General features: G+C 62.9%; 19 protein-coding genes and 1 pseudogene. 7 read left to right on the forward strand and 13 right to left on the reverse strand.

Annotated elements, in window-relative coordinates:
- The 9 genes and pseudogenes from VF436_RS20520 to VF436_RS20560 form a co-directional block, all read right to left on the reverse strand.
- A pseudogene (locus VF436_RS20520) lies at nucleotides 1–622 on the reverse strand (histidine kinase); the annotation flags it as partial.
- Nucleotides 623–732: 110 nt separating this feature from the next.
- Nucleotides 733–1,308: a potassium-transporting ATPase subunit KdpC gene (gene kdpC, locus VF436_RS20525; protein WP_330905916.1), complete on the reverse strand. Its 576-nt coding sequence runs from the start codon at nucleotides 1,306–1,308 to the stop codon at nucleotides 733–735.
- A gap of 13 nt (nucleotides 1,309–1,321) precedes the next feature.
- Nucleotides 1,322–2,716: an outer membrane beta-barrel protein gene (locus tag VF436_RS20530; protein ID WP_330905917.1), complete on the reverse strand. Its 1,395-nt coding sequence runs from the start codon at nucleotides 2,714–2,716 to the stop codon at nucleotides 1,322–1,324.
- 154 nt (nucleotides 2,717–2,870) lie between these two features.
- A complete protein-coding gene (locus VF436_RS20535) occupies nucleotides 2,871–3,071 on the reverse strand; it encodes a hypothetical protein (RefSeq protein WP_330905918.1) in 201 nt (66 codons plus the stop codon).
- A 29-nt stretch (nucleotides 3,072–3,100) separates the two neighbouring features.
- The gene (gene kdpB / locus VF436_RS20540; protein ID WP_330905919.1) at nucleotides 3,101–5,173 is read right to left on the reverse strand and encodes a potassium-transporting ATPase subunit KdpB; all 2,073 of its coding nucleotides are present in this window, start codon (nucleotides 5,171–5,173) and stop codon (nucleotides 3,101–3,103) included.
- A gap of 3 nt (nucleotides 5,174–5,176) precedes the next feature.
- Nucleotides 5,177–6,979 carry a potassium-transporting ATPase subunit KdpA gene (gene kdpA, locus VF436_RS20545; protein WP_330905920.1) on the reverse strand — a complete coding sequence of 601 codons (1,803 nt, stop codon included), beginning with the start codon at nucleotides 6,977–6,979 and terminating at the stop codon, nucleotides 5,177–5,179.
- Entirely contained in the window at nucleotides 6,976–7,068 is a 93-nt protein-coding gene (gene kdpF, locus VF436_RS20550) for a K(+)-transporting ATPase subunit F (protein WP_330905921.1), read from the reverse strand. Before kdpF ends, kdpA begins: the two co-directional genes overlap by 4 nt.
- A 354-nt stretch (nucleotides 7,069–7,422) precedes the next feature.
- Nucleotides 7,423–8,388 (reverse strand): DedA family protein/thiosulfate sulfurtransferase GlpE, encoded by a 966-nt coding sequence (locus tag VF436_RS20555; protein ID WP_330905937.1) that lies wholly within the window; start codon nucleotides 8,386–8,388, stop codon nucleotides 7,423–7,425.
- Nucleotides 8,389–8,494: 106 nt separating this feature from the next.
- The gene (locus VF436_RS20560) at nucleotides 8,495–9,688 is read right to left on the reverse strand and encodes an MFS transporter (RefSeq protein WP_330905922.1); all 1,194 of its coding nucleotides are present in this window, start codon (nucleotides 9,686–9,688) and stop codon (nucleotides 8,495–8,497) included.
- Between the two features lie 136 nt (nucleotides 9,689–9,824).
- Here VF436_RS20560 and VF436_RS20565 point away from each other — a divergent pair, with 136 nt between their 5' ends.
- A complete protein-coding gene (locus VF436_RS20565) occupies nucleotides 9,825–10,826 on the forward strand; it encodes a polyprenyl synthetase family protein (RefSeq protein ID WP_330905923.1) in 1,002 nt (333 codons plus the stop codon).
- 206 nt (nucleotides 10,827–11,032) lie between these two features.
- Here the strand turns inward: VF436_RS20565 and VF436_RS20570 are convergent, their stop codons facing one another.
- From VF436_RS20570 to ubiH, 3 genes are all read right to left on the reverse strand, one after another.
- A complete protein-coding gene (locus VF436_RS20570; protein ID WP_330905924.1) occupies nucleotides 11,033–11,821 on the reverse strand; it encodes a dienelactone hydrolase family protein in 789 nt (262 codons plus the stop codon).
- Nucleotides 11,822–11,887: 66 nt separating this feature from the next.
- The gene (locus tag VF436_RS20575; protein ID WP_330905925.1) at nucleotides 11,888–13,105 is read right to left on the reverse strand and encodes a UbiH/UbiF/VisC/COQ6 family ubiquinone biosynthesis hydroxylase; all 1,218 of its coding nucleotides are present in this window, start codon (nucleotides 13,103–13,105) and stop codon (nucleotides 11,888–11,890) included.
- Entirely contained in the window at nucleotides 13,102–14,328 is a 1,227-nt protein-coding gene (gene ubiH / locus VF436_RS20580; RefSeq protein ID WP_330905926.1) for a 2-octaprenyl-6-methoxyphenyl hydroxylase, read from the reverse strand. Before ubiH ends, VF436_RS20575 begins: the two co-directional genes overlap by 4 nt.
- Nucleotides 14,329–14,432: 104 nt before the next feature.
- Between ubiH and VF436_RS20585 the strand changes: the two genes are divergently transcribed.
- From VF436_RS20585 to VF436_RS20595, 3 genes are all read left to right on the forward strand, one after another.
- On the forward strand, nucleotides 14,433–15,029 hold the full coding sequence (locus VF436_RS20585) for a hypothetical protein (protein ID WP_330905927.1): 597 nt from the start codon (nucleotides 14,433–14,435) through the stop codon (nucleotides 15,027–15,029).
- A gap of 7 nt (nucleotides 15,030–15,036) precedes the next feature.
- Complete coding sequence (locus VF436_RS20590; RefSeq protein ID WP_330905928.1) at nucleotides 15,037–15,603, forward strand: cob(I)yrinic acid a,c-diamide adenosyltransferase; 567 nt, start codon at nucleotides 15,037–15,039, stop codon at nucleotides 15,601–15,603.
- A gap of 194 nt (nucleotides 15,604–15,797) precedes the next feature.
- The gene (locus VF436_RS20595; RefSeq protein WP_330905938.1) at nucleotides 15,798–16,718 is read left to right on the forward strand and encodes a histone deacetylase family protein; all 921 of its coding nucleotides are present in this window, start codon (nucleotides 15,798–15,800) and stop codon (nucleotides 16,716–16,718) included.
- A gap of 206 nt (nucleotides 16,719–16,924) precedes the next feature.
- Here VF436_RS20595 and msrB read toward each other — a convergent pair whose 3' ends face one another.
- Entirely contained in the window at nucleotides 16,925–17,326 is a 402-nt protein-coding gene (gene msrB / locus VF436_RS20600; RefSeq protein ID WP_330905929.1) for a peptide-methionine (R)-S-oxide reductase MsrB, read from the reverse strand.
- An 85-nt stretch (nucleotides 17,327–17,411) separates the two neighbouring features.
- Here msrB and VF436_RS20605 point away from each other — a divergent pair, with 85 nt between their 5' ends.
- Genes VF436_RS20605 through pdxA form a run of 3 tightly spaced genes read left to right on the forward strand, consistent with a single transcriptional unit; the run spans nucleotide 17,412 to nucleotide 22,322 of the window.
- The gene (locus VF436_RS20605) at nucleotides 17,412–19,904 is read left to right on the forward strand and encodes an LPS-assembly protein LptD (RefSeq protein ID WP_330905930.1); all 2,493 of its coding nucleotides are present in this window, start codon (nucleotides 17,412–17,414) and stop codon (nucleotides 19,902–19,904) included.
- A gap of 49 nt (nucleotides 19,905–19,953) precedes the next feature.
- The gene (locus VF436_RS20610) at nucleotides 19,954–21,318 is read left to right on the forward strand and encodes a peptidylprolyl isomerase (protein ID WP_330905931.1); all 1,365 of its coding nucleotides are present in this window, start codon (nucleotides 19,954–19,956) and stop codon (nucleotides 21,316–21,318) included.
- A complete protein-coding gene (gene pdxA / locus VF436_RS20615; RefSeq protein WP_330905932.1) occupies nucleotides 21,318–22,322 on the forward strand; it encodes a 4-hydroxythreonine-4-phosphate dehydrogenase PdxA in 1,005 nt (334 codons plus the stop codon). Before VF436_RS20610 ends, pdxA begins: the two co-directional genes overlap by 1 nt.
- Nucleotides 22,323–22,396 lie beyond the last annotated feature (74 nt).

Genomic DNA, 22,396 nt, shown 5'->3' on the forward strand with positions numbered 1-22,396 from the left:
CATCCAGTGCAGCAGCCGCCGTTTCCGGCACGTAAACCTTGCCCTGCTTGAGTCGCTGGATGAGCTCGCGCGGCGGAAGGTCGATCAGCACGATGTCCCGCGCACGGTCCAGGAACGCATCGGGTACGGTTTCACGAACCGTGATGCCGGTGATGCGCCGCACCTGATCGTTGAGGCTTTCCAAGTGCTGCACGTTGAGGGCGGTATAGACCTCTATCCCGGCATCGAGCAGCTCGGCGATATCCTGCCAACGCCGCTCATGTCGGCCACCTGGCAGGTTGCCATGTGCCAGTTCGTCGACGAGTACCACGGCGGGACGACGGGCCAGCGCGGCGTCGAGATCGAATTCGGAGAAACGCTTGTCCCGGTATTCCACGGTGCGACGCGGCAAGACCTCCAGGCCTTCGAGCAGGGCCTGGGTTTCTACACGGCCATGGGTCTCGACCAAACCGACCACGACGTCCACGCCCTGCCGTTTCAGTTCGCGGGCAGCCGACAGCATGGCGAAGGTCTTGCCCACGCCCGGCGCCGCACCGAGAAAGATCTTGAGCCGTTGCGCGTTCTCCTCAGTGGCCTTGCCGAGGAGGGCATCGGCCCGCGCTTCACGGGAGGGTGCGGACACGTCTCAGACTCCCACGCAGAAGGATCGAAGCGATATCGGTAATGACCATGCTGCATGCCCTCATCGCCTGCTTTCGACTTGCCGCCCCCATCATGCGCGCGGCAAAAAGTCTACCGCGTTTGCGCGTCATCCAGGGCGAGGTTGAGCTGCAACACATTGACGCGCGGCTCGCCCAATACGCCCCACTGGCGGCCCGACGTTGCCTGGGCAACGAGTGTTTTCACCCGACCGGCGTCGATATGCCGCTCGCGCGCGATGCGTGCGACCTGATATTGCGCCGCCGCCGGGCTGATCTCTGGGTCCAATCCGCTGCCCGAGGCAGTCACCAGGTCGATGGGTACCGGTGCCGCATTACCCGGATCGACCGCACGCAAAGCATCGATCCGTTGCTTGACGACATCGGCAAGCGCCGGATTGGTCGGCCCCAGGTTGGAACCTCCCGATGCCATGCCGTTATTGGCCATGGGCGAGGTGGCCGACGGCCGACCCCAGAAATACCTGGGGTCGGTGAACGATTGGCCGATCAGGCGCGAACCCACCGCGTGCCCGCCCTGTTCGACCAGGCTGCCGTTGGCCTGCGAGGGAAAGATCAACTGGGCGGCACCGGTGACCGCCAGCGGGTACACGACCCCGGTGATCAGCGTCATCAGCAGGAGCATCGAAGCGATCGAACGTAGCTGCTTCATGGGACAGGCCTTTTCAATAGTGCAGGATGGCGTCAACCAGGGCAGTAACCTGATAGTTGCGCTTACCGTTGTTGTAAGCAGGAAAGTCGTACGCCCTCTCATAGCGAAACTCGGGCCGGATCTCCAGGTCCTGAGAAACCCAATGCGTGAGGCCGATCGTGTGGCTGGAGTAACGCGTTGCGAACGTGGTTCGCTGCCCCTGCTCGTCGTTGTAGAACTCGTTGCGTATCGACACCATGTTCTTGGGATCGAGTTCGATGTTGAAATAGTTGACGATGCCGAATGCGGGATTGTGGCCCGCCGGATAGGGAGGTGCCTCGCCGAGGGCATAACCCGGCTTGCCAAGTGGAGCACCCGGCTGATCACGGACATAGATGCGATATGCCTCAGTCAGCATGTGCACGTTGCGCGTAAAACGATGCCCCCAGGTCAGCACGAACTCCTGCAGATTGTTATAGGTCTGCCTGGATCGATTGTAGGACTCGACGCATGGATAAAGCATGTCGTCGTTCGACTTTGATACCCACCGTACACAGCCCTGAAAACTGGCGCGACTTGTGTCGTCCCACACCGCCGAATCATCCCCTCCGTGGATTCCCAGCTGAAGCGTCCACTGGTCGTTGAGTTTCGTGGTGGTGATGATACCTGTATTCGTATATGCATCGACCGTATAGAGAATCGAGTGCGTCAGCAGGTAATTGTTCGGGGAAAACTGCGCCTCGATATCAGGCAGCGACAAGTAACGGCCCGCCGTGACCACCATGCCTTGGGCGACCCATGGGATATAGAGGTCTACAAACCAGATCATGGGATCATCGCCATAGATCTTGCCAGCAAGCGGACCGTTTGCATTCGGATGATTCAGCAATTGATTACTGAACACACCTTTCATGGTGGTGTAGTGGTAGTCGAAGCCGTAGAGGTTGTCGAAGTGAAAACCCCAATCCAGGTGATCGGTCTGCACCGTATCTGGTACACGCTGCAAACGAAACAGGAACTGGTTGAATTCTATGCGGTTGGGTCGTGTGGCGTAGGACAGCGGGTAGTTTGTAAAGCTCGATGTACTGAGGTTGGCCGAGGGATTGATCCAACCATACATCTCGATATGGTTGTCTTGCATCCAATGGCCGACCCGGGTACAAGCCAACGACTTCTCCAGCGGATATTGTGAATTCTCGTTAGGCACGCCTATCGGATAATCCACGCCTCCGAGCTGCCATTCAGCCGAAGGGAACGGCGCCGAATCAAATGGCGACTCCATCGCTCGCCGTGCGGGCGCGGGCGCGTTCGAATCGGTCGGCTGCGCATCCTCCCGGTACGCGGCGGCAAGACGCGAGAAAAAGCCGTGCGAGCAATCGGCACTGGCGGCCTGGGCCGGAGCCGGCGACGCAGGCGGGTCATTAGCCATGGCCCTGCCAGCCGGAGCCAGCCCGATCATCAAGGCAAATGCGAGAACGTTCTTTACAGACATAAGTGGTCTAAACCGGTCCCGCAACGGACCGCCTCAGGTAGATGAATCGTTATCTGCGGGAGCGACAGCCCCGCAGGGCTTAGCGGTGAACTCAGATGCCGGCGTAGCCGCCCAGCACGTAGTCATCGTTTTGTGGGACCTGCGCATCGGCCGCGCATGGCACGACACGGGGCTTTCCGTGCACCGGCAGCGCTATCACGACATCGCACGCCGCGTCATTGGCCGACAACCGCAGCTCCATCTCCGGGTGGGTTTCGTCGGGAAGGGACACCGAAAGCTTCAAGGTATTCATGACTTGCTCGTTTTCCTTGTAGAAAGAAATCACGCCAACCCGCAAAGCACCAGCAAAAGGTCGATCAACTTGATGCCAATAAAAGGCACCGCGATGCCACCCAGGCCGTAGACCAGCAGGTTTCGACGCAAGAGAGCACCCGCGCCAAGAGCTCGATATTTCACGCCTTTCAAGGCCAGCGGAATCAGGAAGATGATGATCAGCGCATTGAAGATCACCGCCGAGAGAATTGCGCTCTGCGGAGTCGCCAGGCGCATGACGTTGAGTGCATTGAGCGCTGGATATGTAGTAGCGAACGCCGCCGGAATGATCGCGAAATACTTGGCGATGTCGTTGGAAATGGAGAAGGTAGTCAGCGCGCCGCGTGTGATCAGCATCTGCTTGCCGATCTCCACCACCTCGATCAGCTTGGTCGGATTGGAATCGAGATCGACCATGTTGCCCGCTTCTTTTGCCGCCTGGGTGCCGGTATTCATGGCGACCGCCACATCGGCCTGCGCCAGCGCCGGGGCGTCGTTGGTGCCATCGCCACACATTGCCACCAAGCGGTTCTCAGCCTGAATGCTGCGAATGAGCTTGAGCTTGGCTTCCGGCGTCGCTTCGGCAAGGAAGTCATCCACGCCTGCTTCGGCGGCAATGGCCGCGGCGGTCAGCGGGTTGTCACCGGTGATCATCACGGTCTTGATGCCCATCCGGCGCATTTCGGCGAATCGCTCGCGAATGCCGCCCTTGACGATGTCCTTCAACTCGATCACGCCAAGCGCAACCGACCCTTCCACCACGATCAGCGGCGTGGCGCCGCGACGGGCGACGTCTTCGGCCATGCGCTTGACCAGGGGCGGCAGATGGCTACCTACCGATTCCAGATATCGCTCGACAGCATCCAATGCGCCCTTGCGGATACGACGCTCACCGATGTCCACCCCACTCATGCGCGTCTGCGCGGTAAAGGGCACGAACTGCGCCTGCCCCTCCTGCAACTGCCGTTCGCGCAGGTTGAAGCGCTCCTTGGCCAGCACCACGACGCTGCGCCCTTCGGGTGTTTCATCGGCCAAGGAAGCTAACTGCGCGGCGTCGGCCAGGCGTACTTCTTCCACCCCCGGTGCCGGCATGAAAGCCACGGCCTGGCGGTTACCCAGGGTGATGGTGCCGGTCTTGTCGAGCAGCAGCACATCCACGTCGCCTGCCGCTTCCACCGCACGACCAGAGGTGGCGATGACATTGGCGCGAATCATGCGATCCATACCGGCTATGCCGATGGCCGATAGCAACGCACCGATGGTCGTTGGGATCAGACAGACCAGCAGCGCCACCAATACGGTCAAGGTGATTGGGTTGCCTTTCCCGGCCGCCTGTACGCTGTAGATCGAATACGGCAGCAGCGTGGCACAAGCCAACAGGAAGATCAGCGTGAACTTGGCCAACAGAATGGTCAGTGCGATCTCGTTGGGCGTCTTGCGGCGTGCGGCACCTTCGACCATCGCAATCATGCGGTCAAGAAAGCTTTCGCCTGGATTGCTGGTGATACGCACCACCAGCCAATCGGATAGCACGCGCGTTCCGCCGGTCACCGCGCTGCGATCACCGCCCGATTCACGGATCACCGGCGCCGACTCACCAGTGATGGCACTTTCATCCACGCTCGCGGCACCGACCACCACCTCGCCGTCCCCGGGCAGCAACTCGTTGGCCTCCACCAGCACGTAGTCACCGCTACGCAGGTCGCTCGATTCGGCGAATGTGATCGCCGCGCTGCGATCGGGGCCGGCCAGCTTCTTGGCCATCACGTTCTTGCGCGAACTGCGCAGCGCAGCGGCTTGTGCCTTACCGCGCCCCTCGGCCAAGGCTTCAGCAAAATTGGCGAACAGCAGCGTGAACCACAGCCATATGCTTACCCAGAAGATGAAGCTGGCCGGCGCTTCGCCATGACCGACGATGGCCTGGATCCACAGCAATGTAGTCAGCACGCTGCATACGAATACCACGAACATCACCGGATTTCGGAACTGCAATCGCGGCGATAGCTTGCGAAACGAGTCGGCCACGGCTTTGAGGATCAACTCGCGGTCGAAGCCGCGTACAGCATGGGTTGGCGTAGTCATCAATCAGTGTCCGGACATCAGGTATTCGGCAATGGGCCCAAGCGCCAGCGCTGGCAGGAAGGTCAAGGCACCCACCACAATCACCACGCAGGCCAGCAGGATCACGAACAGCGGCGTATGGGTGGGCAGCGTGCCTGCCGAGGGCGGTACATGGCGCTTGGCCGCCAGGGAGCCGGCCATCGCGAGCATCGCGATAGCCAGGGGAAAGCGCGCGAAGAACATGCACACGCCAAGCAGGGTGTTCCAGAACGGCGTGTTGGCCGAAAGTCCGCCAAACGCACTGCCGTTGTTGTTGGATGCCGAACTCACCGCGTACAGCACTTCGCTGAAACCGTGCACACCGGGATTGCCGATACCCGCCACACCCGCTGGCACAAGCACCGCGATCGCGGTGCAGATCACGACCAGCGCGCACGGCAGCAACACGGCCAGGCTGGCCATCTTCATCTCATGCGCTTCGATCTTCTTGCCCAGGTACTCCGGCGTGCGCCCCACCATCAGGCCCGCAATGAATACGGCAACCACAGCGAACGCCAGCATGCCGTACAAGCCCGAGCCCACTCCGCCGAAGATCACCTCGCCCAGTTGCATCAGCCACATCGGCACCAGGCCACCCAGAGGGGTCAGCGAGTCGTGCATGGCGTTCACCGCGCCGCAGGAGGCAGCGGTCGTCACTGCGGCAAACAGGCCGCTGGCGGCAATACCGAAGCGCGTCTCCTTGCCTTCCATATTGCCGCCTGCTTGCAGTGCCGAGGCCTGCTGGTCGATGGAAAGCCCATGCAACACCGGATTGCCCGCCTGCTCGGCCATGACCGCGGCGAACGTCAACGGCACGAAGATCAGCAACATCGTGCAAAGAATCGCCCAGCCCTGACGGCGATCGCCTACCATGCAGCCGAACGTGATGCACAAACCGCCGGGAATCAGCAGGATCGCCAGCATCTCGATGAAATTCGACAGAGGGGTCGGGTTTTCATAAGGATGCGCCGAATTGGCGTTGAAGAAGCCACCGCCATTGGTGCCAAGGTGCTTGATCGCGATCTGTGATGCGGCCGGTCCCATCGGCAAGGTCTGCACCCGCACCGGCGTGTCTCGGGTCACATCATGCCCAGCGGCGTCCTTGAGCGTATAGCCTTGGGTATCCTTCACGACCTCGGTGGCAACGATGGGCTGCGTCAGCGGCACATCCACATACGCCTTGAAATTCTGCACCACGCCTTGCGATACCAGCAGCAACGCCATGACGAAAGATAGCGGTAGCAAGATGTAAATCGTGCTGCGCGTCATGTCGACCCAGAAATTGCCGATGCTCAGCGAACTACGGCGCACAAAGCCGCGAATCACCGCAATCAGCACGGCGATACCGGTAGCTGCCGAAAGGAAGTTTTGCACCGCCATGCCCAGCATCTGGGTGAGATAGCTCATGGAACTCTCACCCGCATACCCCTGCCAGTTGGTATTGGTGACAAAGCTGATGGCGGTATTCATCGCCGAATCGGGGGTGATCGCACCCAGGTGCTGCGGATTGAGCGGCAACCACTGCTGCACACGCTGCAACACGTACACCGCCAGCAAGCCTGCCACGTTGAACAAAAGCATCGTCATGGCGTAACGCCGCCAGCTCATATCGTCCTCGGCACGAATGCCCGACAGCCGGTAGAGCAGGCGCTCGACGGGCGCACCCCATCGCGTCACACGATTGGGCGTCTCAGCGAACACCAGGGCCATGTACTGCCCCATCGGCTTGACCAGCAACAGCAATACGACCAGATAGAGAGCCACCTGGAAAAAATCGTTCGTGGTCATTCGAACCACTCCGGTTTGAGCAAGGCCACGCACAGGTAGCCCGTCAGCGCCACCGCGATAACGGCGGCCACGACATAAACGAAGGTCATGGGAAATCCAGCGAATTCGAAGTGACGAATGTCAGGGACGGCGGCCGAGGCGGTCGCAGATCAGCAGAAAGCCAATACTGGCCGCACTGAGCACGAAGCAGAACAACAGGTAGACAATATCCATGGAGGAGCCGGTGAGGCAGAGGATGCGACGGGGCGAACTATAGAAACCGGCGTATAAGAAAGGGGTAGCGAGATCAGGCCAAGACATATAGAAAGCGTAAAAAAATGGCGCGTACCACCTGGTAGGAGCCAATTCATTCGCGATGCAACCTGCGATTCAGTCGCAGGTTGAGGCTCTGAGGCCCCCAGGCCGCGACCTCGCCGCGCCTTGCTTGGCGACTGAAGTCGCCGTCAGGCCACTGGCAAGACCACCACGCCCTCTTCTCCGGGTGGTGCGATGTGATCAATGGCGTAACCGGCCGCGTCCCAGGCATCCAGGCCGCCCAGCAACGGGCGCACATGATGGTAGCCGTGTTCGATCAGCGTCTTGGCCGCCGCTGCGGCGGAAATCTCGTTGGGGCAACTGCAATAAATGATCAGCTCACGATCATGCGGAATGTCGTGCAACACCTGCTCCACACTTCGCAGGTCGGCCATCAGCGCACCAGGAATCACGCGCGGATCGACCACGCGCGCCGCGGGCGAACGAACGTCGACGACGATGGGGGTCTGGCCGGAAGTGATGGCCGAGGACAGTTCGTCCACCGTGATGCGCGCCATGCGCAAGGAATGAAGCAGGCGTCTGCGCTGCCACCATTTGACGGCGATGTACAGCACCAGCAGCACGATGATGGCTTTCAATGCCATGGTTCCGGCGCTGGACAGCAACGCGAGTACGTGGTCGATCTGAGTGGAGAACGCAAAACCAAGGCCAATCGCCACGCCAGCCCATAGCAGCGAGCCGACCATGTCCAGCGCGATGAATGCCCAAGGCCGCAGTCCCATCGCGCCCACCAGGGGCGGTGCCACGGTCGACAGGCCGGGGATGAACTTGGCCACCAGCAACACGCGGCCCCGCCAGCGCTGGAAACGCAATTCCGATTGCTTGACGCACGAATCGGGCGACAACGAAATGCGACAGATGGTGCGCATCACGCCTGAGCCGTACCGACGCCCCGCCCAGTACCACACCAAGTCACTGAGCAGGCAACCGAGCACGGCCGCACTCACCACCGAGGCCAACGGCAACTGGCCATTGGCGGCCAAGGCCCCGGCGATCACCAACGTGGGTACAGCCGGTACCGGCAGGCCAGCCTGCTCGACCAGCACATTGAAAAACACCAACATGGCGCCGTATTCCGCGATGAGAGCGATGATGTGGCTGGCCATCGGTGATGCGCCTCGAAAAGTTTGTTCCCTGCGCTGCCACGTGGGGGCGAACAGACCCGATTCCAGGCTTTCGGCCGCCTGGATCGGAATCAGTCTACGCCAATGCCGGATCCGTGCGGCGGATTCGGCGTGCCCCGGATATCACCAGGGGCAGCCACAGCAACGTCATCAGGGCTGCGCAAAGGAAGACACCATCGACACCCAAGCGCCCCAGGGCAATACCGCCAACCGTTCCGCCCACGAAAGCCCCCATGAACTGGCTGGTGGAATAAGCCCCCATGGCCGCGCCACGCAGGTGGCCCGGTGCCAACCTGGACACCAGGCTCGGCAGGGCGGCCTCCAGCAAGTTGAACGCGGAAAAGAACATCGTCGCGGCAACGCCCAGCAGCGCCAGGTGCGCCCCTGCCAGGCCAAGCATCATCAGCGCTACGCCGATCGTGACGACACAGAGCATCACGATCTTCAGGCTCTGCCGCAAATCGCGCATGCGATGCAGGCATGCGCCCATGACGAACGCTGCAATGGTCATCACGGGCAAATACAGTTCCCAATGGCGGCTGACCGGCAAGTTCAACCGTTGGGCCAGCAGCAGCGGCAGGCCGACGAAACTGGCCGTCAACAAGGCGTGCAGGAAAAAGACCGAACCGTTGAGTACCAACATGCGACTGTCGCGCAGCATGCCCAGCACCTGCGTCGTGCCAGCCTGTGCGTCGGCGTGACGCCGCTGTGGCGTTGGCACCACCAGCCATAGCAGCACCAGGGACATCAACGCGAGCACCGAGGTGGCTGCGAACAATCCCGGCAGGCCATGGATGGCCTCCAGCGGCGGCCCGAGAATCAGGGCGAGCAGGAAGGCCACGCCGATGGAAACTCCAATAATTCCCATGACCTTGCCCCGATGCTGTTCGGCAGTGAGATCGGCCGCCAGCGCCGTGCCCGCTCCCGCCACAGCCCCCATGCCCTGCAACGCTCGGCCGATGACGATACCGACCAGGCTCGATGCGAACGCCGCCACGAAACCGCCGACCGCAAACAATAGCAGCCCCAGCGTAATAGCCGGCTTGCGGCCAATCCGGTCGGACAGCATGCCCAGGGGAATCTGCAACAGCACCTGCCCCAGGCCGTAGACACCCAGGGCCAGACCAATCAGCAAAGGCGTAGCACCGGGCAAATGCTGCGCATAAAGCGAAAACACCGGCATGATCAGGAACAGGCCAAACAGGCGCAGACTGATTACACAGGCAAGCGTCAGGGCGCTACGACGTTCGAGGCTGGATAATTTGCTCACCGGAAAGCTGCATCTGGCCGAAAATCGACGATTCGTGAAGTATAGGCTGCCGTTCGTGGCACCTGTTGCGGCGACATGTCGCGGTCTGTGCACGCCATGCGTCTATAATCGGGGGAATTTCCGTTGCGACATCCCCATGACCACGACTTCCGCCGACGCCATTCGTACCGCCGACTTCACCGCCGTGCGCGCGCTGGCCGCCGAGGACATGCAACGCGTGGACGCGCTGATCCGGCATCGCCTGTCCTCCGATGTGGTGTTGATCAACCAGATCGCCGACCACATCATTGCCGGCGGCGGCAAGCGCTTACGGCCGATGCTGCACGTTCTTTCGGCGGCAACCGCGGGTTATCGCGGCGATCAGCACATTAAGCTGGCCGCGGTCATCGAGTTCATCCACACTTCCACGCTGCTACACGACGACGTGGTGGACGAGTCCGACCTGCGCCGGGGACGCAAGACCGCCAATGCACTATGGGGCAACGCCGCCAGTGTTCTGGTCGGCGACTTTCTCTATTCGCGCTCATTCCAGTTGATGGTGGAACTGGACGACATGCGCGTGATGCGCATCCTGGCCGATACCACCAATACCATTGCCGAAGGTGAGGTGTTGCAGTTACTCAACATCGGCAACGCCGACGTCGATGAAGCTGCGTATCTGGCGGTGATCGAGCGCAAGACGGCAGTGTTATTCGCCGCGGCCACGGAACTGGGCGGCATCCTGGGCGGCCTGCCCGATGCGCAGGTCGCCGCGTTGCGTCGCTACGGCATGGAATTGGGCTATGCCTTCCAGATCGCCGATGATCTACTCGATTACGTTTCCGACGCCGATACCCTGGGCAAGAACATCGGTGACGATCTGGCCGAAGGCAAGCCCACCCTGCCACTGATCTATGCACTCAGGCACGCCAGCGCCGAACAAGCCCAATCGCTGCGCCACGCCATCGAGCACGGTGGCCTGGATTCGCTCGATCGCATCATCGCCGCCATCCGCGACTCTGGCGCCCTGGAGATGACGCACCAGCGTGCCACCGAACACGCCCAGGCCGCGATCCATGCCTTGCAGGAACTGGCACCATCCCCGCATCGCAACGCGCTGGTGGCATTGGCCGAGTATTCGGTGGAGCGGAAGTTCTGATAGCCAGTTAGGAGTGAGGGGTTAGGAGCTGGAGCCGTCGCTCCAGCCAAGGCCGCCTTGCAACGCAAAGCGGACTTAAAAAACCGCCCAACACCTGGCACATCCGCATCTAGTCAGCACTGGGGCAAAAAGCGTCTTCCAACAACGCGCGCACGAGTAAGCGCCGCGCTTTTGCTCCTCACTCCTCACTCCTCACTCCTCACCCATCACGGCGTCCCGGCGAATGCTCCGCCCAGCCAGTCACGCATCTGGCGATAACTGCGCTGTGCGGCGCGCTCGTCGTACTTGCAGCCGGGCGAGTTGCTTTCTTTTTCAGTGAAGCAATGCACTGCGTTGCCCAGCACCACGAACTGCCAGTCCGCACCGCTTGCTCGCATCTCGTCCATGAACTTGTCCGCATCGGGCATGGTGCCTTTGTCGTCGGCCCCGTTCATCACCAGCACACGCGCCTTGATGTTCTTGGCCAACGACGGATCATCCGTGGTCAATCCACCATGGAAGGACACCACGGCAGCCACGTCGGCGCCGCTGCGCGCCAGGTCCAGTACCGCCGAACCGCCAAAGCAGAAACCGATCGCGGCAAGCCTCGACAGGTCGATCGGCGCGCTGCCCGCTTGCGCCTTGAGCTGCGCAAGCGCCTCGCCGACGCGCTTGCGCATCAGGGCACGGTTGCCGTAAAGCGGACCCACGGCCGTCTTGGCCTGGTCGTCGTTGGTGGGACGAATCTTTTCGCCATACATGTCAGTGACGAGGATGACGTAATCCTTGCCGGCGATGCCATCGGCCTTGGTCAAGGCGTGCTCGTTGACGCCATACCAGTTGGGCACCATGACCAGGCCCGGGCGCTTGGCGGTGGTCGCATCGTCATAAACCAGCACGCTATGGAAGCGGGTGCCGTCCTGGGTCCATTCGACCGGCTTGTGGACCATTTTCGCCTGGACGGCGAACGACATCCCGGCCAGCAACAGCAAACCACCTAAACGAGCCATGCGCATCGACGTATCCTCGCAATGTTTCAGGTTGACGTATTGAAAGTGGATAGCGTTTCGTGGTTCAAAGGTTCATCGCCCCGCCGCATGGGCGGCGATGCGGCGCTTGAACGGTGCCAGCCGGTTGAGCATGCGCACCCCGATCGCACGCGCGGCAACCCAGGGCGGCGCCTGCCAGGCATAGATACGCGCCAGGGCATCGAAACCAAGCGCATCGAGCGTATCGGCGCTACGGCGACGGCGTGCATAACGGCGAAGCACATGGGCGGCGGCAATGTCACGTCCGGCGTCACGCGCGGCGACCAAGGTATCGCGTAGCTCAACGATGTCGCGCAAGCCCAGATTGACGCCCTGCCCGGCCAGTGGATGTACCGCATGGGCCGCATCACCCAGCAACAGCAGGCGCTCGGCCTGATAGCTCCTGGCCAATTGCAGCTTCAATGGAAATGCGGCCCGGGACGTGGTGGCCGTTATCGGTCCCAGGCGGAAATCGCTGGCCACGCCAAGCTCGGCCAGGAACGCCGCGTCATCCAGCGCCAGCACGCGCTGCGCCTGGTCGTCAGGCAAGGACCAGACGATGGAACTGCGTCCATCGGCCAGGGGCAATAAAGCCAGCGGTCCCGTCGGCAGGAAGCGCTGCCACGCGGTGTCCTGGTGCGCCCGCTCGGTCGCGACATGGGCCACGATTGCCCGCTGGGCGTAATCGCGGCCATGGGTATCGATGCCGGCCATGCCGCGCAGTCGGGAGCCAGCGCCGTCGGCGGCAACCAAAAGGCGTGCTGACAAAGGCTCGCCCTCGGAAAGCTCTACCTGGACGCGGTCTTCGCGCACCTCGTAGCCACGCACCTGTGCCGGACACAGGCGACGCACGCCAGCAGGCTCCAGGGCCTGCCACAACTGCCACTGCACCAGATTGTTCTCGACGATATAACCCAACCACTGGCGCCCTTCATCGGCGGCGTCGAAATCGATCGAGGCACCGCTTTGGGCGTCCCAGACGTGCATGTGCGCATAGGGACCGCTGCGTGCCTGGCGTATGGATGTCCAGACGTCCAGGTCTTCCAGCAAGGCGATCGAGGAGGGTGCCAGGCCCACCACGCGCAAGTCCACCTCGTCGCCGGCATGCCACGGCGCCGGTTCGCGCGCTTCCAGCAGGGCGGTGGCGAATCCGGCCCTGGCCAGGGCCAGGGCCGCAGCGGCGCCCACCATGCCGCCACCCACCACAATGACATCCAGAGCGGGGCCCCGGCGCCGCGCCTGGGCGTGTAATGCTTGTGCGTTCGTATTCATGCCAATGGCTCCAACACGTCGCGTGGCGCCTGACCTCGAAACCCCATGCCACGCCGCGCCAGTCGATCGCGCAACGGCGGCAGCCGGTCACAGGCCAGCATCGCCAGCGAACGCAACGGCCCCAGCGCCGGCTGCGGCAGACAGGCCAGGCGCACGAGGCCGTGGCTCATCGCCATCGTGCCCTCGCGGTCTTCAGTCCGGCGCGCAGCGTATTGCCGCAACAGGCCCGCCTCGCCAGGATCGGTGGCCGTCGCGACGATTTCCGACAACGTCAGCGCGTCGCGCAGACCGAGGTTGAAACCCTGGGCGCCAATCGGATGAACGGTCTGCGCCGCATTCCCCACCAGCACCGCACGAGGCCCGACCAGGCGCTCGGCAGCCACGCGCTGGATGACATACGGAAACCGCCGTCCAGGCCGCGACAGGCGACCGAGCCGCCATCCGAAACGCTCCTGCGCCAGAGTCAGATAAGCGGCATCATCCAGCGCCTCCACCGCTCCGGCATTCTCACCCGGCACCGTCAGTACCAGGCCGCAACGACGCTCGGCCAGCGGCAGCAACGCCACCGGGCCGGCATCCGTGAAGCGTTCGAAGGCGCGGCCACCATGGTCACGTTCCGGAGTTACCGTGCACACGAATAACGTCTGCCGATAGTCGATCGTCTCGGCGGGAATGCCCAGTTGCTGGCGCACGAACGAGTGCGTGCCATCGGCTCCGACAAGCAATGAGGCCTTGATGGCCTGCACCCCGTCGGATGTCTCGATCCTGGCCAGCCAGCCTTCCTGGCAAGGCTCCAGTGCGATCAGGCGCGCCGGGGCCAGCCGGGTCAGATGATGGCATTCGTCCAAGCGACGCAATAGCGCCGTGCCCAGCTCGCGGGCAGGCAGTGTCCATCCCAGGGCATCCACGCCTTGTTGTTCAGCGTCCATGCGCACGCTGCCAAAATCGCCGGCGCGGCTGACATGGATATGCCGGATCGGCGTGGCCCGTGCGGACGCGTGGCGCCACACGCCAATGGCCGAGAGACCGTTGACCGTGGTTCGCGCCAGGGCCAGGTTGCGCTCGTCGTAGCTGGGCTGGGCATCCACCCGTGGTGCGGCGGCCTCGACCAGGATCGCCCGCCGGCCGGCCGTGTCCAGGGCAATGGCGAGGCTCGCGCCGACCAGTCCACCCCCTACGATCAGTACGGGAGCCACGGAAGAAGAGGTATCGGAAGCATGCATGAGCGCGATGATACGCGCTCACGGACGCCCGGTGCCCTGGGACGGTACAAGTGTGAGCTAGACTAAGCGTTCCAAGAAACTCATCAGCATGCCCCGGAGCGCTCATGGCACCCAAGCAAACCCAACGCATCGGCATCTTCCTGGGCCTGGCCCTGGTGATGGCGGCCACTCGGCTGCATCACTTTGACGCACTTCCCGATGCCTCGTGGGCCGTCTTTTTCCTCGGCGGCTTCTGGCTGCGCGGTGCTGCACGCTGGGCCTTTCCGCTGCTGATGGCCCTGGCCGTGCTGGTCGATTTCTACGTGATCACCAGCCTGGGCATGAATTTCTTCGATCATTACTGCGTGTCGGCCGCCTACTGGATGCTGGTGCCGGGCTACCTGGCGCTGTGGATGGGCGGCAGCTGGCTGGCTCTCCACCAGTCGGGCCTCAGTGTACGCACGCTGGGCCTGGCCGTGGCCGCCTTGCTGGTCAGCGAAATGGTCTGCTATACGCTGACCAATGGCAGTTACTACTGGCTGAGCGCCACCGTGCCGCAGCCGCGCAGCTTCCATGCCTGGTTTGCCAACTACGGCGACTGGTACCTGGCTTTCCTCAAGACCACGGCCATCTATGCGGCTGTCGGCCTCGGCCTGCACGTAGTGGTGACCCAGCTTGCCAGCAGCCTCAAGGGCAGCACGGCACACGGCGTGCGGCAGTAAGCCAGGCATGGGTAATCGTCTCTCCAAGATCTATACCCGTACCGGCGACGACGGCAGCACGGGATTGGGCGATGGCTCGCGCACGGGCAAGGACTCGCTGCGTGTATCGGCCTACGGCACCGTCGATGAGCTCAACAGCACGATCGGCATGGTGCTGGCCTGCGATGGTATGGATCACGACATCCGCGAAACGCTGACCCAGATCCAGCACGACCTGTTCGACCTGGGCGGTGAGCTGTGCATTCCCGGCATGGCGATGATCGAGGATGCCGACATCGATCGCCTGGAGCAGATCCTGGATCGTTTCAACGACCCGCTGCCGCCGCTTAAGGATTTCATCCTGCCCGGCGGCGGCATGGCCGCCTCGTGCTGCCATCTGGCACGCACGGTCTGTCGGCGTGCCGAGCGTGAAGTGATTGCGCTGGGTCGCGAGGAATCGATCCGTCCGCAGGCACAGCGCTACCTCAATCGCCTGTCGGACCTGCTGTTCGTGCTATGCCGCGTGCTCGCGCGTGCCAGCGGCCACGGCGAAGTGCTCTGGCAACACGAACGTCGCCGCAAACCCAAGGCCTGAGCAGGCCCGCAGCAGGACTGTACAAGCGTCACCGCGCCTGTGCGTTCGGCGAACCGCCCCATCGGCCTGCCGGTGGGCCAAGTGCGGGGTGATATCTCCAAGGTCCCTAGGGTGCGCCTCGCGGCGCGCCAGGCAAACCTTGGAGATATCATGTCATCCACGCGGATTTACCCGAGCACCCTTAAGTGACCTTGCTGCGCCTGTACACCCACTCGACCTGCCTGGCGCACGATCCGGGCCCCGGACACGCCGAGTCCCCACTGCGCCTGCGCGCGGTACTGCAGGCGCTGGACCACGACCGCTTCGCGGCACTCGACCGGGTGGAAGCACCGCGCGCCACGCGTGAGCAACTGGTCCGGGCCCACGATGCCGACTACGTCGATCGCATCCTGACCAGCGCCCCGTCTGAAGGCCATGTGCGCCTGGATGAGGACACAGTGATCTCGCCCGATTCAATCGAAGCGGCCCTGCGCGCGGCGGGTGCTGCCGTGGCGGCAGTCGACGCGGTGTTGGGAGGTTCCAGCGACCGTGCCTTCTGCGCCGTGCGCCCACCAGGGCATCACGCCACGCGCGACCAGGCCATGGGGTTCTGCCTGTTCAACAATATCGCGGTGGCCGCCACCCACGCGATCCATGCCCATGGGCTCAAGCGTGTTGCCATCGCCGACTTCGACGTGCACCACGGCAATGGCACGCAGGCGATCTTCGAACGCGACCCGCGCGTGTTGTTCGTATCCAGCCACCAGTCGCCGCTGTATCCCGATTCGGGCCACGAGGACGAACGCGGGGTCGGCAACATCGTCAATGCACCACTCTCGCCCGGTGAGGGCTCCTATGCATTTCGCGAACTTTGGGATGGCGCGCTGTTGCCGCGCCTCATGGCCTTCAAGCCGCAGTTGTTGCTGATTTCCGCCGGCTTCGACGCCCATCGCGACGACCCGCTGGCCGATCTTCGCCTCGGTAGCGAAGACTACGCGTGGATCACCGAGCGCCTGGTCGATGTGGCCCAGGCGCATGCCAAGGGCCGCGTGATCTCCAGCCTGGAAGGCGGCTATAACCTCTCCGCCCTGGCCGCCAGCGCCAGCGCGCATGTGGCGGCGCTGGGTGAATTCTAGATGCCGGCCTTTGGGGTCATCCAGGCAAGCATGCCGCAGGGGCGAGGGACGAGGGTGCCATGCCGCTCGGGATCGCCATGCCCACGTAGGAAGACTTCGCAGGGTCACGCACCTGAGGTGAGCGCTCGAACTTGCGCCCTCGCCACTCACCTCTCGTCCCTCTGTTCGCAACGTCAACGACGCGGCAACCCGCCCCGACGCCGATCCTACCCTTGCGGTTCGAAATCCAGCGCCACCGAATTGATGCAGTAGCGCATACCTGTCGGCTTCGGGCCGTCAGGAAACACATGACCCAGGTGCGAGTCGCATTGCGCGCAGCACACCTCGACACGACGCATGCCGTGGCTGTCGTCCTCGTGCAAGGTCACCGCGGACTTGTCCAGCGCCTGGTAGAAACTGGGCCAACCCGAACCGGAGTCGTACTTGGTATCGGATTCGAACAGCTTCGCGCCACACGCCGCGCACACGTAGGTACCTGACGCTTTGTGGTGGTACCACTTGCCACTGAAAGGGGCTTCGGTCGCCGAACAACGGCATACCGCGTACTGCTCAGGGGTCAGTTCCGCCTGCCATTCGGCATCGGTCTTGTTCAGTTTGGCTTGGCTCATGGCTGAATCCTCTTGGAAAAGCTCTGCCTTACATGGGGGCTTTCTGATAGCTTTACGACCCTTCACCTGCCGACAGACTGCCATCGTGACCCGACGCCACCTGCCCCCGCGCCGCCTTCTGGCAGTAGCCGCCGCCCTCGCCCTCATCGGCGCCCCGGGCGCGCAAGCCAAGAGCAACCAGGGCCACCGCAAGGCATCGATGGACGGCACCGCGCCGGTCTGTCCGCTCGGTACCTTCCTGTGCCCGCCCCGGCCGGACAACTATGCCATCTGCCGTCCCAACGCCATGCTGGATTTTTACGATCCCACCATGACCAAGGACAGCAGCCTGCGCGATACGGCCAACACCTACACCTGGGCCGAGCAGGTAGACAGCTCCAACCAGACCGTCTATCACATGCAGGGCAACGTCAAGCTCGAACGCGCCGACCAGCGCATGCAGTCGGATACGGCCGATTACAACAACGACACGACCGACTACGACGCCAAGGGCAATGTCCGCTACCAGGAAGCCGGCGAACTGGTGAAGGCCGACCATATCCGCGGCAACACCAACGACAGCACTGGTGTGGCCGACAATGTCACCTACCAGTTGCTGCAATCGCGCGGCAACGGCACGGCCACGCAGGGGCACATGTTCGATGCCCAGCACAGCCAGTACACCAATGCGATCTACACAACCTGCGACGTCGGCCACCACCTGTGGGAGTTCAAGGCCAAGGACCTGACTCTCAACAAGGACACCGGCGTCGGTGTGGCGCGCAAGGCGACCATGCGCTTTGCCAACGTGCCATTCCTGTACCTGCCCTACTTCACGTTCCCGATCGATAACCGGCGCAAGAGCGGCTTCCTCTACCCGACACTGGGCAACTCCAGCCGTTCGGGCTTCATGGTCAGCACGCCGTATTACCTGAACCTGGCGCCCAACTACGACGCCACGCTCGATCCGCGCATCTACAGCGATCGCGGCCCCATGCTGGCCGGCGAGTTTCGCTACCTGAACCTGCTGCGCAGCACCGGTACGCTGAACATCGAGTACATGCCCAAGGACCATGGCAACAACGATCCTGGCGTGGTGGACCAGACCAAGGGCGATGATCGTTACCTGATCAAGTGGATCAACAACACCTCGCTGGGCGGTCCATTCTCGTTCGGCGCCAACATCAATCGCACCTCCGATCGCAATTACCTGCGCGACTTCGGCAACGATATCTATGCAGCCGCCACCCAGATCCTCACGTCCAGCGCCTATGTGAATGCTGGCGGGACATGGTGGAACGCATCGTTCGGTGGCGACATCTACCAGAACGTAGACCCGACGCTGCCGGACTCGGTCGAACCCTACCAGCGCCTGCCTCGCGCCACGCTCAACATCGATGTGCCGGTCAATCGTTGGCTGGAGATCGGCGCCCAGACCGAGGCGGTGGCCTTCCGCAAGAGCGAATGGTCTAACTTCTCCGTCAATCCGGATGGCAAGAGCGTGACGGTGCTGCCGCAGAACAATGCGCTGGACGGCAAGCGCCTGGATCTGTATCCGTATATTTCGGCTGACTTCCAGGGGTCTTACTGGTTCGTGCGCCCCAAGCTGGCCTACCGTTACACGGCCTACCAGTTGGACAACGACTATCGGCAGTTCGGCTACACCGAACAGTTGGGGACGGGAGACATTTCTCCGTTCACCAGCCGCACACCCAGCCGTTCGCTGCCGATCGCCAGCCTCGACTCCGGCCTGATCTTCGATCGCAATACCCAGCTGTTCGGCACCAACTACACCCAGACGCTGGAGCCACGGCTGTACTACCTGTACGTGCCGTATCGCAACCAGAACAACCTGCCGTTGTTCGACACCAGCCTGATGTCGTTCGACTACTGGCAGCTGTTCTCGCCCAACCAGTATTCCGGCGCCGATCGCCAGATGAACGCCAATAACCTCACGGCGGCGATCACCTCGCGCCTGCTGGACGAGAACGGTGTGGAGCGACTGGCCCTGAGCTTTGGCCAGATCCGCTATTTCACCCAGCAGCGTGTGCAGTTGCCCAACGGTAATGGCGCGCTCAACATTCCCACTGCGACCAACTACAACGGCTCGGACTACGTCGCCCAGCTGACCTCCCAGCTCAGCGACGACTGGCGCGCCAGCGCGTCCTACCAGTGGAACCCCAACACGCGCCAGACGGACATGGGCGCGGTGGAGCTGCAGCACCGCATCAAGACCGATGGCGTGCTGAACTTCTCCTACCGCTTCCGCCGCCAGCCGGGGGCAACGTCGGTACTGCTGGAACAATACGACGCCTCGATTGTCTATCCGGTGTCCGACCGCTGGCGCCTGCTTGGCCGGTGGACGTACTCGGTGCTGGACAAGAAAACCGTCGAGGCGCTGGCCGGTGTCGAATACGACAGCTGCTGCGTGGCCGTTCGCCTGGTCGGCCGTCACTACGTCAATAACGTGGATTTCTACAATCCGCAGACCGCCAGCACCAATACGGCCATCATGTTCGAGCTCGAATTCAAGGGACTGGGTGCCTTCAACGGGCAGACGGAGGGCATCCTCCGCCGTGGTATCCTTGGCTATCAATAATTTCTTCTCACCCGTGCCGTTCCCTCCGGGAGCGGCTTGAGGCCCACTGATGAAGCAGCCTTTCGCGTTGTTCCTGTTCGCGGCCGCCGCCGCGGCCACCATTTTGCCCGCCCATGCGCAGCTCCTGCCCCAGGCAGCTGGCGCCGGCCAGGGTAACCAGCCGCTGGACCGCATCGTCGCGGTCGTGGACGACAACATCATCCTGCAAAGCGAGCTGAACGACGCCATGCGCTCGGTACAGCAGCAGTACGCCAATGACCCGGGCCAGTTGCCGCCGCAGAACGTGCTGGCACGCCAGGTGCTCGAGCGCCTGATCCTGATGAAGTTGCAGGTGCAGCGCGCCGACGACCAGGGCATCCATGTGTCCGATGCCGACGTCGACCAGGCCGTCGCCGCCGTGGCGCAGCAGAACAAGATGTCCCCGGAGCAATTACGCGCCGCGGTCGAGCAGGATGGCTCCAGCTTTGCCGCTTTCCGTAAGCAGCTCGGTGACCAGTTGCTGGCCCAGCGCCTGCATGAAAGCGTGGTTCGCGACTCGGTCAACATCAGCGACAGCGAGATCAACAACCTGCTGGCCAGCCCCACCTACAAGGCCGGCGAAATCCATCTGGCCCACATCCAGATCAGCGTGCCTTCGGGCGGCAACGACACCGACATCCAGGCAGCGCAGAAGAAGGCCCAGCAGGCCATCGACGCTATCAAGGGTGGCATGGATTTCAAGGCTGCCGCGATCCGCTTCTCCGACGCTCAGGATGCCCTGGACGGTGGTGACCTGGGCTGGCGCCGCATGGACGAAGTCCCGCCGGCCTTCGCCGACGCGGTCGCCTCGCTCAAGCCCGGCGACACCACGGCGGCCCTGCGCGGCCCCACCGGCTTCCATATCCTCAAGCTGATCGACCAGCGCGCCCCGCAGCGCCAGGTGATCACCGAATATCACGCGCGCCAGATCCTGATCAAACCCAGCGAACTGATGACGCCCGAGCAGGCTCGCCAGAAGGCCGAGGATCTCTACAACCAGATCGTCAACAAGCACGAGGATTTCGCCAAGCTGGCCAAGGACAACTCCAAGGACGACACCACCGCCAATGCCGGCGGTGACATGGGTTGGTTCCCGCAGCAGGCCTGGGGCGGCGCCGTGGCCCAGCAGCTGACCACGCTCAAGGACAACCAGGTCTCGCAGCCGTTCCAGACGGAGGCCGGCTGGCATGTGTTGCAGTTGCTGGGCACCCGCCAGAGCGACCGCACCGACGATATCGAGCGCGACCAGGCCCGCCAGGCCATCGGCAACCGCAAGGCCGAACAGGCTTATGACGACTACCTGCGAGAGATGCGCTCGACTGCCTACGTGAACATCCTGGCGCCGGAGCTGCGCGACCCGAACGCCACCGAGGGCTCGGGTAACGGCAAGTCCTGATGCCAGGACAAGCCCGCCCCCTGCCCCGGCTTGCGGTCACCGCTGGCGAGCCGGCGGGGGTTGGACCGGAACTGCTGACCCGACTGGCCGCCACATCGTTGGCGGCCAGTTTCGTTGCGGTAACCGATCGCCACCTGCTCGAACGCGCCGCCGAACGCTGCGGCAGCACCGTCACCCTGATCGACGATGATGGCGCGCCCGTATACGAACGCCAGCCCGGCACCCTGCGCATCCGGCATGTCGCCCTCGGAGTATCCGAGCGCCCGGGGCACCCTAGCCCCGACAACGCCCGGCACGTGCTCGCCACCCTGGCCGAAGCCGCCGATGGCTGCCTGGCCGGTCGCTACGAAGCCATCGTAACCGCCCCGTTGCAGAAAGGCTCGATCAACGATGCCGGAATCGCCTTCAGCGGGCACACCGAGTTCTTCGCTGAACGGGCCGGCGCCGATGTCGTGATGATGCTGGCCAGTCCCGAGCTGCGCGTTGCGCTGGCGACCACTCACCTGCCGCTGTCGCGTGTGCCAGCGGCCATCACCCCCGAGGTGATGCACAAGACCTTGCGCATCGTGCATGGCGAGCTGAAAAACAAGTTCGGCATCGCCATGCCGCGCATCGCGGTACTTGGCCTCAACCCTCATGCCGGCGAGAACGGCCACCTGGGCCATGAGGAATTGCAGACCATCATCCCCGCGCTCGATGCCTTGCGTGGCGAGGGCATGGACCTGCTCGGCCCGCTGCCCGCCGACACTGCCTTCGTCCCGGCAATGCGCAAGCGCTATGATGCGGTTGTTGCCATGTATCACGACCAGGCACTGCCTGTGCTCAAGAGCGAAGCATTCGACCGCACCGTGAACCTGACGCTGGGCCTGCCGTTCATCCGCACCTCGGTCGACCACGGTACCGCACTGGACCTGGCCGGCACCGGCCGCGCCGATGCGTCGAGCCTGATCGCGGCGGCGAAGATGGCGATGGAACTGGTGAGCCGCCCGCTGCGCGGGCCGTGAAGCGGTGCCTGCGGCGCCGTGAAGAGTAAAGAAGAAGGAGCAGCACGCTGAACGCTCTTTCTCTTTGCTCTTTT

It is taken from the genome of Dyella sp. (assembly GCF_036384435.1).
Classification (GTDB): Bacteria; Pseudomonadota; Gammaproteobacteria; order Xanthomonadales; family Rhodanobacteraceae; genus GSA-30.